Raw genomic sequence first — 16,094 nt, 5'->3', positions numbered from 1 at the left:
TTTAGTATTGTCTTTTAATTCACTCTTTGTTATACTTTCCTCAAAAGGTAATACCATTAGTCCATTAAAACAAAAAACAAACGGGAGGTATAGAAATGTATGTACCTAAAGGAATTATTCCAGCTTTAACAACACCATTTAATGAGGATGGAAGTATTGATTTTATTAGAAACAAAAAGCTTATCAATCATTTAATTGAATCTGGTGTACATGGAGTAGTGGTAGCCGGAAGTACAGGTGAGTATACGTTATTAACTACAGAAGAGAGAAAGGAACTGATTAAGGAAGTTATCAAAGATGTAAATGGTCGTGTTCCCGTAATTGCTGGAACAGGTTGCCACAGAACGGAAGACACTATTGCACTTACACAATTTGCTGCAGATGCAGGGGCACAAAGCGCATTGATCCTAACACCACATTACTTGAAAACGACAAGAGAAGGAATTGTCGATTACTTTAAAGTAATTGCCGCAAATTCAAGTATAGGTATCATTGTTTATCACTATCCTGGAGGAACAGGAGTAGAAATTGATGCAGAACTAATTTATGAATTAAGTCAGATTGATGGGGTTGTAGGAATAAAAAACACAACAGAATTTGATATCATTTCTCAATCAATTGATGCAACGAAAGACGTTCCAAACTTTTCTGTTTTAACAGGTTATCAGCATACGTTACTGCCGACGCTTGCGATTGGAGGGCATGGAACAATTTGTGTTATTCCAAATCTTATCCCGAAGGAAATTGTTAAGATGTACGACCTAATAGTAAAAGAAAACGATGTGAAAGCAGCGGCAGAGCTTAATAAAAAATTGATAGGTCTTTACAATATTGTGGACGCAATTCCGTTCCCGGGGAACTTAAAAGCAGGGCTTGAAGTTCTAGGTTTTACAGGCGGCACCGTGCGTTCACCGTTAGTCCCTGCCACTACAGAAACAAAAGAAAAAATCCGGGAGAAATTGAGTGAACTAGGGTACGCCGTCAAAGAAACAGTATGATAGCGAAAGCTTGTGTACATTTAATAAATGAGCAGTATCTTTTACACGAATACGATTATTAAGAACAGCTAGTGAAAAATGGGTGCTTCAATACTATGGATACATAGATTTGAGCACCCTATTTGTTCAATGCTAGAGTTGCGTTTTCTAATGAAATACCTCTAATATCTCCTTCCTCTTAAGTGATAAATAAAGATTAATATGAAAATCGACTATTCATCCCACTTAATTAGCAAAGAAGCTTAGCTCCTAATTTAAACTTATCAAAATCAAACTCGTCACATAATATACATAATACACGTTCACTCCCCCCTTTCTTATGTAATACTCATCATATAATTCTCTCCCATCAACCGGCGACTAAATTCGCTGCGAAGTTTTATTCCTGGGCAATCAAAATAATAAGCTGTAGCAGAATCCTTTGAGTGATATCCAAGATTTAAAAACAGCTGATGAGGACAACGAAACAATTCAAGGCTGGCATTATCAAATGAAGCAATATCGACACGCATTAAAAGAACGTGGAATCGTCCAAAGTATGTCCCGTAAGGGGAATTGTTTAGATAACGCAGTCATAGAGAATTTCTTTGGCTTATTAAAGTCTGAATTACTATATCTCAAAGAATTCGAGAGTATGGAGCATTTTAAACTAGAATTAGAAAATTACATTTACTACTATAATCACAAACGAATTAAGGCAAAACTAAAGGGCATGAGTCCCGTACAATACCGAACTCATGCCCAAGAGGCTGCCTAATATTCGTGTCTAACTTTTTGGGTTCACTTCAAAGATTGGTCACTTTTCATTAAAACAGGACTTCTTTAAGTACCTGGTCTCTTATTTAAGGTTTTAAAGCATTATTCGTTACCAAATCATTAGGAATTCCAGACTTCTCTTCCAAAAAAAGTATTTTAGAGAATTCTGCTGACTAACAGGAGTAGAGTTTGAAAACTTTCTTCCTCTTCCATAAATAAATAAATAAACAAGGGAATATAGTGAAGAAATGTTTATTTCCCCTTATGAAAAAAGAGGTGAAAACACCTCAATTTAACATTGTTAAAAGACATACGAAATTTCGGTTGTTTTTCATCCATTGAACATCCTCACAAAACAAAAGTCTGGCCCTTCTATTATTTATCAATGGTAAATTTCGATGTATTAATAGAAAGCTTTTGTTCTAAGATATAGCCAAAGCGATATAATGTTGCTTCGTCAAATTCCCGACCAATAAACTGTACACCGATTGGCATTCCATCAGAAGAAAATCCACATGGTAAGGACAAACTTGGAAAGCCATTAAAGTTTGTAGGTGCGGTTAACTTTATAATCGACCAACGTATGTGTTGTCCTTCATATTTTTCTAGATCGACATGACGTTCATTAATTTTCGGTGGTAATATCGGCAAGGTAGGAGTGAGCAGTACATCGACTTCCTCTAAAGCCTTGTTAAACTCATCTTTAGCAAGTTGACGAGTTTGCAAAGCTTGTGCATATTCATACCCTTTTGTATCAAGTGCTGTTAATAGACGCTCTTTTACCTCGTCATCCCATTGATTTGGATAATCCATCAAATTTTTTTCATGAACTGCATATGCCTCGCTTCTTAAAATGGCCTTATGGGCTTCCGCAAACTTTTCAATGTTTGGTAAATCAACAGTTTTAATAGTCACCCCAAGATCACGTAATTCCTCAATGGATTTTTCAATAATGTTCCTTACCTCTCCGTTCAAATCATCGAAATAGTATGTTGAAGGTAGCCCTATTTTCATGCCTTCAATTCCTTTTCCTATAAATCGGGAAAAGTCTTCAGTATCGCGCTGGATTGAACTAGGATCATTAGGATCATACCCTGCAATAGAATTTAGAAAAATTGCATTATCTGTTACAGTTCGAGTTAATGGACCAACATGATCAAGTGTCCAAGAAAGAGGATAAACTCCATATTTGCTAATTCTCCCATATGTTGGTTTTATTCCAACAACTCCGCAAAAGGAAGCTGGTACTCTTATAGATCCACCTGTATCGGTTCCCAAAGATCCAAAGCCTAAACATGCAGATACACTCGCTCCAGACCCACTACTTGATCCTCCAGTTATCCTTTGTGTATCATAAGGATTTTTTACTGGGCCAAAAAAAGAGCGATCACCAGTAGGACCATATGCAAATTGATGTGTATTTAATTTTCCAATGATAATAGCTCCAGCTTGTTTCAATTTTTCAACAACGGTGGCATTGTATTCTGGAATATAGTCTTGATATATTTCAGATCCCATTGTAGTTCTCATGTTATTTGTATAAATTATATCTTTTAGCCCTATAGAAACTCCGTGAAGCGGACCTCTGTATATACCTGCTTCTATTTCCTGCTCAGCTTGTATCGCTTGTCTAATTGCATCCTCTCGATCGACTGTAATAAAAGAGTTGATTACCTGATCAACATCTGCAATTCGATCTAGCAGCTGTAAAGTAACTTCTACTGGAGTCACTTTTTTCTCCTTAATCAAGTTAGAAATTTTCGTAATATCATAGGTTAATAAATCCTCTTTTGTTTTCAATTAGATTCACTCCTAATAAATTTTTATACTACTTAACCAACAATAGTGAAATCTGAGGGAAAATTATGACAGCAACCAGACCTATTATCAATATTGCATAGAATGGGACAACACCGCGTACAACATTTCCTACCTTTTCCCTTGTTATCCCACTTACCACAAACAGATTCAACCCGACAGGCGGCGTAATCATCGCAAGCTCCATGTTTATTGTCATAATAATTGCGAAGTGAATTAAATTTAAGTCAAACATGATTAATATTGGTAATAAAATCGGCAAAGTAATGAGAATGATAGAAACAGCATCTAGAAACATTCCCAATACAAAGAACATTAAATTGACACCTATTAAAAATACCCATACATTTGTAGAACTTGATTCAATCCAATGAGCCACCGTTTGAGGAATTTGTTCAGTTGTTAAGAACATTCCGAATATATTTGCTGATGCTATGATTAGGAAAATCATAGCAGTGATATTAATTGATTCTTTCGTGACGTTATAAAATAATTCAAGTTTCATTTCCTTGTATACAAACACAGAAATAATGATTGCATAAAGAGCCGCAACAAACGAAGCTTCCGTAGGAGTCATTATACCTGTATAAATACCACCTAAAATTAAAACTGGCAAAATAAATCCCCATAAAGCTTTTCGGGATTTTTTAATTCTCTCTGACATACTGGCTTTTGGCATTGTACCGTAATTTTTTATTCGCGCATTAATAATAGCTGAAATCATTAAAAGACAGCCTAAGAGTATACCTGGTAAAATACCAGCAGTGAAGAGGTCTCCAATTGATTGTTCGGAAACAACTCCATAAATAATTAGTGGGATAGAAGGTGGTAATAATATCCCAAGGGTTCCTGCGGCTGCAACAAGTCCCATTGCATACCGTTTGCTATAACCTGCTTCAACCATTGCCGGAATCATGACCGTGCCAATAGCTGCTGCTGTCGCTGGGCTAGAACCAGAAATAGCAGCAAAAATCATACAAGCTAGGATTGTTGCAAGTGCAAGTCCTCCTTTAAAGTGACCAACCCATGATTTTAGTGCTTCTATTAAATAGAAAGAAATGCCGCCCCTGGCCATTATAATACCTGCAAAAACAAATCCAGGAATTGCCATTAAAGCTGATGAATTAACGGATAGGAACATTTTTTCTATAACTGGATACATAGTGAAATCAATTAAAAATAATGCAAAAATACTCGATAATCCAAGACTGACAGCAATAGGAACTCTAATCAAACATAGAACAAAAAATGAAATAAGTAATACCACTGTTGGATTCATAACGGACCCCCATTCTACTAAATTGCATTTTTAACACTATCTTCTTTGTCATATAATTCCTTATGAGCTGGGGTACGAATTGCTTTGACAGTTCTTAATAGGAAATACAATGAAAGCAGCGCCATTCCGATTGGCATAATTAAGTAAGTAATCCAAATCGGAATCCCAACATCAATACTTACCCTCCCCTGACTTTGAGCAACATTCACCATTTTAATGCCCATGATTGTTAGATAAACACTAAACCCTGATCCAAGTAAGTTACTAATTATATTCATCACCTTTTTATTAATTGGAGACATCCTATCATAGACTAAGTCTACTACTATATGACGTTCATCCTTTAGCGCCATTCCAAAACCAATAAAAATAGAGGCAACCATTAGTGTTTCAAAAATTTCAGTTGACCAAGTAACCGGAGCATTAAGGACATAACGCATAAAAATACCATAGATACAAATAATAGACCCAAGAATAAATAGAATTACAGCTATTCTTTCCTCCACTTTCTCAAAAATCTGAAATACCTTTTTCATTAAATAGCCTCCTTTCCAAATAAAAGAAATATGAAACAAGATTATGGAAAGAATTCCACAATCTTGTTCATCAATTAATTGTTGGCTTGTCTAGCAGCTTCAATATACTCTTGACCTATTACATCAGAAAATGCATCATAAACAGGAGCCCAAACATCATGGAATGCTTGTAGATCTTCATCGGATAGTTCCGTTATTTCCATATTTCCTCTATCTTTGATTTTCTCTAGGGCTTCCTTATTCATTTCTTTAGCAGCTTTTATTGCTGCCTCTGTAGACGCTTTTACACCGTCTTCAATAATCTTTCGTGTCGGTTCATTCAAACTATCCATAAATTCTTTGTTTACAAAAAACGCTAAGTCTACCCGTGCTTCTCCTGTAATAGTTAAATACTTCTGAACCTCGTCAAACTTTTTTGATTCAATGTTTACAAATGTATTTGTTTGACCATCAACTGTCCCTTGTTGTAGGGCAGTATAAAGTTCAGTGAATGGCATCGATACGGAGCCAGCCCCGACTGTTGAAAATACCTTTTCTAATACTTGACCACCTTGAGTGCGGAATTTTATGCCTTTTAAATCTTCTGGTGACTTAATAGGTCTAATGTTGTTTGTAAGATGCTTCGGTCCATTCGGCCACATTGCAAGACCATAAAGTCCATCTTTCTCAAGGCTTGATAGAATTTCCTTACCCTTCTCGCCTTCCCAGAATTTAACGGCCTCATCATCCCCTTTAAATAAAAATGGTAATGATGGAATATTAAAACGTGGGTCATCACCAACCAATTTCGCCATATCTATTTGCGTAAATTGAACATTATTTGCAACGATATTTTGAAAAACATCTTTATCTCCGAAAAGTTGTCCATTCGGATACACTTGAACTTTGATTTTTCCATCGGAAGCTTTTTCTATATATTCTTTAAATGCAAGAGAACCTTTATGTTGAGAAGTATTTTCTGCAACCTCATGGGCAAGTTTTATTGTTAAGTTCTGAACTTCATTGCCGTCACCGCTATTTGCTGAGTTATTAGCTGTTTCTTTATTACCACATGCTGATAAAAAGATTAATAAAGCAATTGAAATAGCTGTTAAAAGGTATTTCTTAAAACCTTTCATGAATAATCCTCCTTGAATTTAATAGATTTATTGTCTTTCTTACAAAAAAAATTTCTTTTACTAACACCTCCTTAATTGGGAGTCCTTTTTATAGATTTTTTTGAACATGATCATTAATGATTAAACAGAAATTGCCATTATTAACGTATTGCTGATTTCTGAACTATTCTTGAGTCTTTTTAGCTGGCTTCAGGCTCCCTATCTAACAGCTGTCGTCCGTCGACATATATAATATTTAGAATAATAAATATTATCAGAAAATTCAAGTTAAATATCAGATACATTATTATTAATAAAACAACAGGAGTTTATTCCCTATCTAACTCTATTTCGTTCGCAATGGCTATATGTGTGGCGAAGACTTGGAAGTAAAGGTTATTTGAACAATTATTAATAAGGATTATATGAAACTGCTAAGATTAAATTTCAGGTTAGGAAAGAGAAAAGAATCACGATACTCCTGTACGTGATTCCTTTTTCCCTATGTCTACTATTTTTCAAATAGAGTGGATTTAAATTTACTCTTTACCATTTATTGAAAATTTCCGCCTTAATATCTGTAATATTATATCCATTGGTTGGTACCATATCCTGTGGACAAGCAGAGATTCCAATAATCAGGTCTGAAAATGCTTTAAATACAACATAGTCTCCAGGTTGTGATTCTGGTTCAACGATAGCAGCAAAGGTGCCATCGTGATTGATTGGAGAGTTTTGGAATAAATTAAGTGGGTCTGGTATAAATCCATAATCAATCTCGTATTCTTTAAGAGCCTCTGCAAAATTATCCCGGCAATTTCTATGATTTTCAACATTAAAATCCAGTTTATACCGTTGTGGATCACAACAAGGATAAAGAGTATCATGCACGCCTATAGTATCTTCTACCATTTCTAAAAGGGCATTGCGATAGTTACTAAACAACTTATCACCCTTCGTAACGAAGAGCCGTCCATTCATTGTACGAGTATGTGCAGTAGATAAGTACTCATCCCTTTTATCTACACTTATTGCAATGAAGTCAGCGACTTGCTTCCCTTCTACGTCTATAACTTTCAAATATTGTCCTTTATTTAATTTAAATGAATAACCTGTTCCACCTGGAATTAAAAATTCTCTTTTTTCCAATTCATTTCCCTCACTTTCATGCATCAACTGTTTCACTCTCTACTACAGTGCTCTTTTTTGTTTCCCATTTTTTTGTGATGAATCCCAATAGATCGAGAATTATCCGTGCTGCTGTTTGGCCTGTCATTCCTGTAGGATCATAGGAAGGAGCTACTTCAACAAGATCAAATGCTACTACATCTCCGTGATTTGTAATGGCCTCTAATAATTCGTTTACTTCATCATAATAAAAGCCCCCCGGAGATGGGGTACCTGTTCCTGGACAAAGTGATGGATCCAGGCCATCTATATCCATTGTAAGGAAATAGCGACCACCTTTTGGAATACGGCTTAATACACCTTCAATCCCTATTTTTCTTATTTCTTTCGGACTCAAAATCACACTTCCGTAAGCCCTAGCATCATCAAAATCTCCTTTTTTACTGCTTCCAATTCCACGAATGCCGAGCTGAGCCATTTCATTAATATGATCCATTTCAGCCATGCGTCTCATTGGACTTCCATGACCATAACGTTGTCCTGATCGCTCGTCTGCCCAATCCAAGTGAGCATCTATTTGAATGGCGCATAAAGGTCCTAGTGAATCTAAGGCCTCTGCCACTGGAATTGTAATGGAATGATCTCCACCTAATACAACAGGGAATGCCCCTTTTGATACTATTTTCCTTATTGCTAGTTCAATATTTTCGAAGCTTTGTTTAAGATCGCCATGAACAATATCAACATCTCCACAGTCGACAATTTTTAATGGTGGTGCTAAAAACATAGTATCTCGTTCCGGATCGTAGGAACCTTCTAATCCAAAGCTATAAAGGGTAGACCCTTCCCTAATACTGCGCGGGCCAAAGCGAGTACCAGAACGCCATTGGGTTCCCATATCATACGGAACTCCAATAATAGCAATATCTGCATCCAGTTCATCTAGATTTGTACAAATCGGATACTTACCAAAGGAACAAATTCCTGTGAATGGTAAATTCAATTTTTGTTTAACATATTGTTTATTTGGTTCGTACATAATATCTCCTCCTCATAATCACTAAAGTTATTATTTATTTCCAAGCACGCTAGTCAAAAATTGGCGTAATCTTTCACTTTTTGGATGTGAAAAAATTTCTGCTGGCGGCCCTTCCTCCACTACAATGCCTTGATCCATGAAGATAATCCTATCAGCTACATCACGAGCGAAACCCATTTCATGGGTTACCACAATCATCGTCATACCTTCGGAGGCCAAATCCTTCATGACTTTTAAAACTTCTCCTACCAACTCGGGATCAAGTGCGGATGTCGGTTCATCAAATAACATTATTTTAGGCTCCATCGCAAGTGCTCTTGCTATAGCAACCCTCTGCTGTTGTCCTCCTGATAAACTAGAAGGGTATGCATCACGCTTTTCCGTTAATCCAACCTTCTTCAATAGTTTTTCTGCAAATTCCACTGCCTGTTTTTTATCCTTTTTGTGAACAAGCAAAGGGGCCTCAATTAAATTATTTATGACGGTTTTATGTGGCCAAAGATTGAACTGTTGAAAGACCATTCCAACTTTAGAGCGAATTTGGCGCAGGTTCATTTCATTTTTCCTAGAAGTGTCTTTTTGCGGAAAAATATCATCACCATCTATAGATATATTTCCTCCTGTTGGACTCTCTAATAGGTTTAGGCAGCGTAACAGCGTACTTTTCCCAGAACCACTAGGTCCAATAATACAAACAACTTCACCGTGTTTAATATTTAAGTCAATACATGATAATATTTCTTGGTGACCAAAAGATTTCTTTAATCCTTTTACTATAATTGCTTCTGTTTTCGTTAATGTTTCAGTCATTTTTCTCCCTTCTTTCATCAGGACAAAGTTTTAATATTCATATCCTGTTTTTTTATTATTAAGATTCCATTAGAGGGGGTTTTTTTAGCTCTCATATATTCAGTCGAATATCTCTCCCATCTCTTAAATAGTCCGGATAAGGTGGTGACCAGTGCCCAATATAATAGTGCGACCATCGTATAAACTTCAACGTAATTATATGTTTCGCTAATCGCACGCTGGCCAACAAACGTTAACTCTTGAACAGTAATAACTGAAAGAATAGCCGATTCTTTAACTAATGTTATGATTTGAGTAGTTAAAGGAGCAATAATGAGTCCTAACATCTGCGGAATCACAATTCTTGCCAAAATGGCTTTCTCTCCTATTCCTAATGCACGAGCTGCCTCAATTTGTCCTTTAGGAATTGACTGTATCCCAGATCGAAAAATCTCTGCAAAGTATGCCCCACCGTAAAGACTCAGCCCTAGTATCCCTGCTACCGTTGCACTTAGGTCGATACCAAATACCGGACCGACATAATATAAAAGAAAAAGCTGGATTAAAAAGGGGGTTCCTCGGAAAAATTCAATATAGACATTAGCTAAACCCGAACCCCATTTAGAAAACCTCATTTTAATCCAGCAAACAACGGCTCCTAACACTAAACCAAGCAGAAGTCCTATGAAGCAAATATATAAAGTAGTTAGAAACCCTTCTAACATGACTACGCCATAACGGGTTACCATCGTTACATCGAAAAACATTTTTCAACCTCCCTAGCGATAGATGGCCGTTCTTCTCTCTATAAATCTTGCTCCTTGTGAAATTGCTAGATTCATTAGGAAATATAATAATGCTACAGCAATATAAATTTCTGCCGGACTGTAGCTTGTGCTAACTATCTGCTGCCCAACACGAGTTAGGTCAACTACAGCTATTACAGAAACAAGTGATGAGTTTTTCAATAAAGTAATTAGCTCATTTGTAATAGAAGGGAGGATCTTCACAAACATTTGTGGAATAATAATTCGCAACATCGATTGCCGTTTGGAAATACCTAAGGCGACAGCTGCTTCGCTTTGCCCCTTTGGAATAGATTCAATACCTGCCCTTATTATTTCAGCTTGGAAGGCAGCTGTATTGAGGGCCATTGCCAATACTCCACTTGCAAATGCTGGGATCTCTATACCAAAGCTTGAAAAACTGTAATACACAATAAAAATCTGAATTAAGAAAGGAATACCTCTCATTAAATTAATAAATATTCGCGTAGGAACTTCTAAAAACTTGTTATTACTGAGCAAGAAAATGGCTAGTAATAATCCACATAATGTTCCAGTGATTATGGCTAATATTGACATCTGGAGGGTAATCATGGCTCCCTTTAACAAAACCGGTAAACTATTGATAATTAAATCAAATTTAATATCCATACGCTCCTCTCCCTACCCTTTATTCTGGCAGGTAGCCGGAATCTGGAATTTCCATCGTAAATCCAAACCATGTCATTTGCATTTCTTCTAATTGTCCATTATCACGCAACTCTAAAATTTTACTATTTAGATATTCAAGAAGTTCTTTGTCTCCTTTTCTAACAGCCCAAGATAGCCACATCGGTTCACCAAATGTATCAACCATTTCATAAGTATCTGGATTCTTTTTCAATATTGTCGATAAATTCGCCTTTGTATTAATAACGGCATCAATTCTACCTGTCGCTAGTTCCTGATAGGCTTCAGGGTACCCAACATATTCTTTAATTTCCTTTACACCTTCTCCTTTACTTTTCAACTCCTCATTATATGCCTGTAATCCTTTTAATTGTCCGGATCCTAATTGTGTACCAACTACCCTCCCTGCAATATCTTCAGGCTTTTGTATCGAGGAATCCCCTTTTCTTTTTAGGACTGCTAATGTACCATCTGCAATCGGTACGGTTAGGTCATACTTTTCAGCACGTTCCGGCGTAATAGAAACTGAAGTTGCCACAAAATCGAATTTTTTTGCATCAAGCCCTGGGAGAATTCCCTGCCAAGGAAGATCCAGTTGCTCCAGTTCAACATTTAAATCTTTTACAATAACAGCCAGAATGTCAGATCCATAGCCTACTATTTTTCCATTCTCTATAAATTCAAATGGTTCAAATGCAGCTTCGGTTCCTACAGTAACCTTCCCATTCTTTTTAATGGCTTCAAGAGTGGAGTTGCCTTTTCCGGCATTGGAACTCGTATTAGAAGAGCTGCATGCACTGATAAACAAAACTAAAATCATCGTTATACTCATAATAAAGGCGCTCATTTTACGTGTACTTTTCACTATCTTTCCCTCCCTTAAATTCGGTATGATAAACAATCTGTTAGGTGATTTAGAATTTTGATTTGTTCTATGTCATCAAGATAAGGAATTTCTTTTCTTTGTTGAGCTACATAGTCTAAATTAACTTCTCCAACAATAATTCCTTCCTCTTCTCCTGCGGTAACAACAACAGAACCATTAGGAGAAATAATTTTTGAATGTGCAGCAAACACAACATTTTTATCCCTTCCCGCACGATTAGCTGCAATAATAAAAATTCCATTTTCCAAAGCTCGTGCACGAGAAGCAATCTCCCAAGCATATAATCTAGGTAACCCAAACGCAGATGGATAAAGTACTAGATCTGCTCCTTTAAGGGCTTGAATTCGAGCCCCTTCAGGAAAACCTATTTCATAACAAACTTGTAGCCCTATTGATCCTAACTTTGTTTGAAATACTGAGTAATCATCCCCTTTTAAAAATCGGTCCTTTTCTCCGTTCCAAAGGTGTATCTTCCTATGATGACCAACTAATCCTTCTGGACCAACAAGAAATGCAGTATCAAATAGCATTCCATGCTCATTGCCTTTTTCGATAATTGCTCCTGCAATATAAATATCGTTCTCTTGTGATACATTAAGTAATTTACTAATAGTCTCGCCATTTAAAGTTTCAGCTAGTTTTATATCTAAGTCCTCAACACAGTAACCTGTAGAGAATAGCTCAGGAAGTACAATGAGCTTTGCCCCTTGATCAATTGCTTGTTTAATATAGAGCATGACTTTCTCCATATTTGCAGCTTTATCACCTAATACGCATGACATTTGAACAACTCCAACTTTATAATTCGCTAGCAATGATTAAAATCAGCTCCCTGTTTATGACGTTTGCTAATAATACTTGCAAGTACTGTGCCAAAAATAAAAGCAAGAGATTGAGGGATCTCTTGCTTTTTTCTAAATATATTTATGCAAAAACGCATAATGATTTTATTATATTTTAAATATTCCGTAAATTTAGGCCGCCTTTGTAATATGTTTTTTTGCATAAACATTATGCATTTTTGCATTGAACTTTCTTAACAATCCTACTAATAGTGGATTGATTTACTTCTAATACTTTCGCAATTTCACTAGTGGTGGAGTATTTTTGAGTAGCTAGTTCCATCATTTTTTTTTCTAATAACGCCTTTGCTGTTTTAAGTGGTAATAGTTCTCTTACCTCAATAGCATGATCTGCGCTAACATTATCGTCTGGACTCAAAGTAAATGGTAAATCCTCTGTTTTTATCAACTGACCATCTGATAAAACGATAAGTCTTTCAATTGTATTTTTTAATTCTCGAATGTTTCCATTCCACGGATTAGAAAGTAACCTATGAATAACTTGATTTGAAAATTGTTTATTTAGATGATATCGGGCATTATACACTCCTTGAAAGTAATGTATTAAGGGGACAATATCTTCTTTTCGTTCCCTTAATGGAGGGAGATGCATTGGAATAATATTCAATCGATAATATAGGTCTTCCCGAAAAGTTCCTTTTTCAATTTCCTTAATCAAATCCCTATTTGTTGCTGCAATGATTCTAATGTCAACTTTTATTGCTACCGTACTTCCAACTCGAGTAATTTCTCTTTCTTGAAGAACTCGAAGAAGCTTTACTTGAAAATTCAAAGGAAGCTCTCCTATTTCGTCTAAGAATAAGGTGCCCTGATGAGATGCCTCAATTAGACCTATTTTTCCATCTTTAGAAGCTCCAGTGAATGCTCCTCTTTCATATCCAAACAGTTCAGATTCAATTAATGATTCAGATATGCTGCCACAATTAATTTTTACAAACGGTTTGTCCGACCTGCTGCTATTAAGATGTATAAATTCCGCTAAGCCTTCCTTTCCAACACCTGATTCCCCAGTGATGAGCACTATAGAGTCTACTTCAGCTACTCTTTTTGCTTGTTCCATTAATTTCTCCATTTTGGGACTTTGGTATATTATTTTTTCTGTAGTAATTGGAGTTACTTCATCTAATTGTTTCTTATACCACTTAATTAGGGACCGGGTTTCAGCCAGCTCTTTTTGAAGTCTCTCTATCTCTGTAATATCTCTTGAACCGCTAACAACACGCAAAATACGTCCATCCTTGTCCTTTATCGGTATCCCTGTTGCCAGAAGAATTCTTCCATTATTCGTTTTTTGTACAACCGAGACCTTCTCCTTACTTTCAAGTACAATTCTAGTCACGGAAGGGGAAAATATCCTCTCTTTTTCAAGCTCATAAACCGATTTTCCTATAATATTTTCACGCTTGATTCCTAATATCTTCTCAAGTGCTGAACTAACTCTCAATGTAATACCATTGCTATCCGCTACAAAAATTTCATCATATGTGGTTTCAAAAATTGATTTTAGATCTAAGTTTTTTTCTTCAATTTCAATTTGTTGAAGTCTATTTTTTTCCCGCTCCTGGACATAAATAGTAGAAAGTAAAGCTGTTGTCTCCATCCATCCAGAGACTTTACCATTAATCCTAAGAACAGTGACCTCAAAAAATTCACTTTTTTCAATCCATTGGGGCAGTAATTCAACATCAACAATCGAGCCTATCCTTTTCTCTAAGGAGGTAAATTTGTTTTGTTCTTTGTTCAATCGAATAAACTCAACTGTATCCAGTGTTTGAATACCTAAAAAGCAAATTTCCGGTAATTTAGATGATGGTTCTAATTTCTCTTTGAAATTTTGAAAAGAATCTAACTCCTGAAACCAAAGAAATTCACTTTTTATTTTTTGAAAATCAAACAAATTGTCCCCTCCTCTATAACTATCTTAAAATCTCCAATTTGATTTTTATATTTTATTATAGCAGATAAATTAGATTATTTTTAATATTCGTTTATTTATTGATTGCTATTCTCTAAATTTCCAATTAATCAGGATATTAATGAATTCATTTTGAGAACATCATGTGTCTTAACCGAGGAGGAGTTTGAAGATCTTTTATATATAATAAGGAAGAAACCCGTCAAAAGCAGGGGAGTATATCCGGAGGAAAAGTTCCGGAGAGAGCAAGCAATAATTTATTTACTTACGCATGCCTTCGTGTATATGAGCTATCCAATGTGAAAGTACGGAGCTCGCCGACAACAGCAACATTACGACAACGAGCAGGTATCTGAAGGATTCATACAGTGTTTTGGCGGATGTATTGGATTCTTTGTCGAAGTTTTAGAAAAAATAAAAGGATCTGGAATAATATCCAGACCTTTTATTTTTAATTAAAGGAATAATTTTTTTGCACTTGTTAAGATTATTAATACTTTTTTTGTAATTCAACTACATTTTGCATAGTCACCCATTAATGCCAATGCACTTATGCTTCACGTGTTAAGGTACAAGTGCTACCACAATAATGTAAAACTTTTCGGGTGCAGTAACATAGACAAATCAGTGAAGATCAATACGGTTAGTTCCCCCTCTGATTCACAACAAGTTTACCCAATATTTTCTCATAAATTATCTTTCCTATTCCGATTCTACTTCCTTTGTTAGTAAACTTTTTTCATAAAATTAGGCTTCCGTTTTTCTAAAAAAGCGGAGATTCCTTCATAACCTTCTGAAGTTGAGGCACTTTTGGATATCTCTAAGGACTCATATTCCATCTGTTCTAATAGTGAGTTATTAAAAGATTCATAAAGAAGAGCTTTGGCTTTTCCTAAAGCTTCTGTGGCGCCTTCTACGAGATTAATTTCAATCTCTTTTACCTCGCTTTCTATCTCTTCTTCTTTACATACCTTGGTAACTAACCCCCAAGATTCTGCCTCTTCAGCTGAAATCATTCGATTTAAAAGTGTTAATTCCAAGGACTTCTTCATTCCAATTAAACGAGGTAAAAAATAACTAGATGCACCATCCGGAGTCAAACCAGCTTTAGTATACGCCATAACAAATTGAGCTTTTTCAGAAGCAATCACTATATCTGCAGAACAGATTAAGCCTATTCCCGCTCCAGCTACGGTACCATTCACAATAGCAATTACTGGCTTCTTCATACTTACAAAATTGTTAATTGCTTTGTGTAAAAAAACGGTTACCTCTCTTAAATGAGCAGTAATGTTAGCCCCCGTATCAGCAAATGACGCAAGGTCACCTCCTACTGAAAAATGCTTTCCATTACCTTCTAAAACCACTACTTTAACTTCTTCGTTATTTTTATAATATTCAGATATCTCGTATAATTCTTTCGCTAATTCTAGTGTTATTGAATTCCCTTTATTCGGTCTATTTAACTTAATTTTTCCGACATTATTTGATATTTCTATAATCAATGTACTATAGTCTTTCACTTGATCCACCCCT

Annotated in this window: 14 protein-coding genes and 2 pseudogenes; 3 read left to right on the top strand and 13 right to left on the bottom strand. The window is 35.8% G+C overall.

The window, feature by feature from the left end; genetic code table 11:
* Positions 1 to 95 precede the first annotated feature (95 nt).
* The gene (gene dapA, locus V7164_RS17525) at positions 96 to 998 is read left to right on the top strand and encodes a 4-hydroxy-tetrahydrodipicolinate synthase (RefSeq protein WP_335354728.1); all 903 of its coding nucleotides are present in this window, start codon (positions 96 to 98) and stop codon (positions 996 to 998) included.
* A gap of 472 nt (positions 999 to 1,470) precedes the next feature.
* Positions 1,471 to 1,755, top strand: a pseudogene (locus V7164_RS17520) (IS3 family transposase); the annotation flags it as partial.
* A gap of 374 nt (positions 1,756 to 2,129) precedes the next feature.
* Here V7164_RS17520 and V7164_RS17515 read toward each other — a convergent pair.
* The 12 genes from V7164_RS17515 to V7164_RS17460 form a co-directional block, all read right to left on the bottom strand.
* Positions 2,130 to 3,554, bottom strand: a complete 1,425-nt coding sequence (locus tag V7164_RS17515) for an amidase (protein ID WP_335354727.1) — start codon at positions 3,552 to 3,554, stop codon at positions 2,130 to 2,132.
* A gap of 28 nt (positions 3,555 to 3,582) precedes the next feature.
* A complete protein-coding gene (locus V7164_RS17510) occupies positions 3,583 to 4,851 on the bottom strand; it encodes a TRAP transporter large permease (RefSeq protein WP_335347224.1) in 1,269 nt (422 codons plus the stop codon).
* Between the two features lie 17 nt (positions 4,852 to 4,868).
* Positions 4,869 to 5,387: a TRAP transporter small permease gene (locus V7164_RS17505; RefSeq protein WP_335347225.1), complete on the bottom strand. Its 519-nt coding sequence runs from the start codon at positions 5,385 to 5,387 to the stop codon at positions 4,869 to 4,871.
* A 74-nt stretch (positions 5,388 to 5,461) separates the two neighbouring features.
* Positions 5,462 to 6,505: a TRAP transporter substrate-binding protein gene (locus V7164_RS17500; protein WP_335347226.1), complete on the bottom strand. Its 1,044-nt coding sequence runs from the start codon at positions 6,503 to 6,505 to the stop codon at positions 5,462 to 5,464.
* 525 nt (positions 6,506 to 7,030) lie between these two features.
* Complete coding sequence (locus V7164_RS17495; protein WP_335347227.1) at positions 7,031 to 7,633, bottom strand: urea carboxylase-associated family protein; 603 nt, start codon at positions 7,631 to 7,633, stop codon at positions 7,031 to 7,033.
* Between the two features lie 16 nt (positions 7,634 to 7,649).
* A complete protein-coding gene (gene speB / locus V7164_RS17490) occupies positions 7,650 to 8,651 on the bottom strand; it encodes an agmatinase (protein WP_335354726.1) in 1,002 nt (333 codons plus the stop codon).
* A 30-nt stretch (positions 8,652 to 8,681) separates the two neighbouring features.
* Complete coding sequence (locus V7164_RS17485) at positions 8,682 to 9,461, bottom strand: amino acid ABC transporter ATP-binding protein (protein WP_335347229.1); 780 nt, start codon at positions 9,459 to 9,461, stop codon at positions 8,682 to 8,684.
* A gap of 17 nt (positions 9,462 to 9,478) precedes the next feature.
* Positions 9,479 to 10,207: an amino acid ABC transporter permease gene (locus V7164_RS17480; protein ID WP_335354725.1), complete on the bottom strand. Its 729-nt coding sequence runs from the start codon at positions 10,205 to 10,207 to the stop codon at positions 9,479 to 9,481.
* Positions 10,208 to 10,219: 12 nt separating this feature from the next.
* The gene (locus V7164_RS17475; protein WP_335354724.1) at positions 10,220 to 10,876 is read right to left on the bottom strand and encodes an amino acid ABC transporter permease; all 657 of its coding nucleotides are present in this window, start codon (positions 10,874 to 10,876) and stop codon (positions 10,220 to 10,222) included.
* A gap of 19 nt (positions 10,877 to 10,895) precedes the next feature.
* Positions 10,896 to 11,759, bottom strand: a complete 864-nt coding sequence (locus tag V7164_RS17470; RefSeq protein ID WP_335347232.1) for a transporter substrate-binding domain-containing protein — start codon at positions 11,757 to 11,759, stop codon at positions 10,896 to 10,898.
* Positions 11,760 to 11,773: 14 nt separating this feature from the next.
* Entirely contained in the window at positions 11,774 to 12,595 is an 822-nt protein-coding gene (locus tag V7164_RS17465; RefSeq protein WP_335347233.1) for a carbon-nitrogen hydrolase family protein, read from the bottom strand.
* 196 nt (positions 12,596 to 12,791) lie between these two features.
* Positions 12,792 to 14,540 carry a sigma-54 interaction domain-containing protein gene (locus V7164_RS17460; protein WP_335354723.1) on the bottom strand — a complete coding sequence of 583 codons (1,749 nt, stop codon included), beginning with the start codon at positions 14,538 to 14,540 and terminating at the stop codon, positions 12,792 to 12,794.
* Positions 14,541 to 14,708: 168 nt separating this feature from the next.
* Here V7164_RS17460 and V7164_RS25730 point away from each other — a divergent pair.
* Positions 14,709 to 14,834: pseudogene (locus tag V7164_RS25730) on the top strand (tyrosine-type recombinase/integrase); the annotation flags it as partial.
* A 449-nt stretch (positions 14,835 to 15,283) separates the two neighbouring features.
* On the opposite strand, the gene V7164_RS17455 reads toward V7164_RS25730, so the two are convergent.
* Entirely contained in the window at positions 15,284 to 16,081 is a 798-nt protein-coding gene (locus V7164_RS17455; RefSeq protein WP_335354722.1) for an enoyl-CoA hydratase/isomerase family protein, read from the bottom strand.
* Between the last annotated feature and the right edge of the window lie 13 nt (positions 16,082 to 16,094).

The sequence above is a fragment of the Bacillus sp. JJ1474 genome (assembly GCF_036965225.1).
Lineage (GTDB): Bacteria > Bacillota > Bacilli > Bacillales > Cytobacillaceae > Cytobacillus.
This window is presented reverse-complemented; position numbering and strand designations above follow the sequence as displayed.

What these genes read in the sequence shown, in the direction of transcription:
- dapA (WP_335354728.1), top strand. Translation starts at nt 96, where the DNA reads ATGTATGTACCTAAAGGAATTATTCCAGCTTTAACAACACCATTTAAT.
- V7164_RS17510 (WP_335347224.1), bottom strand. Translation starts at nt 4,851, where the DNA reads ATGAATCCAACAGTGGTATTACTTATTTCATTTTTTGTTCTATGTTTG.
- V7164_RS17505 (WP_335347225.1), bottom strand. Translation starts at nt 5,387, where the DNA reads ATGAAAAAGGTATTTCAGATTTTTGAGAAAGTGGAGGAAAGAATAGCT.
- V7164_RS17500 (WP_335347226.1), bottom strand. Translation starts at nt 6,505, where the DNA reads ATGAAAGGTTTTAAGAAATACCTTTTAACAGCTATTTCAATTGCTTTA.
- speB (WP_335354726.1), bottom strand. Translation starts at nt 8,651, where the DNA reads ATGTACGAACCAAATAAACAATATGTTAAACAAAAATTGAATTTACCA.
- V7164_RS17485 (WP_335347229.1), bottom strand. Translation starts at nt 9,461, where the DNA reads ATGACTGAAACATTAACGAAAACAGAAGCAATTATAGTAAAAGGATTA.
- V7164_RS17480 (WP_335354725.1), bottom strand. Translation starts at nt 10,207, where the DNA reads ATGTTTTTCGATGTAACGATGGTAACCCGTTATGGCGTAGTCATGTTA.
- V7164_RS17475 (WP_335354724.1), bottom strand. Translation starts at nt 10,876, where the DNA reads ATGGATATTAAATTTGATTTAATTATCAATAGTTTACCGGTTTTGTTA.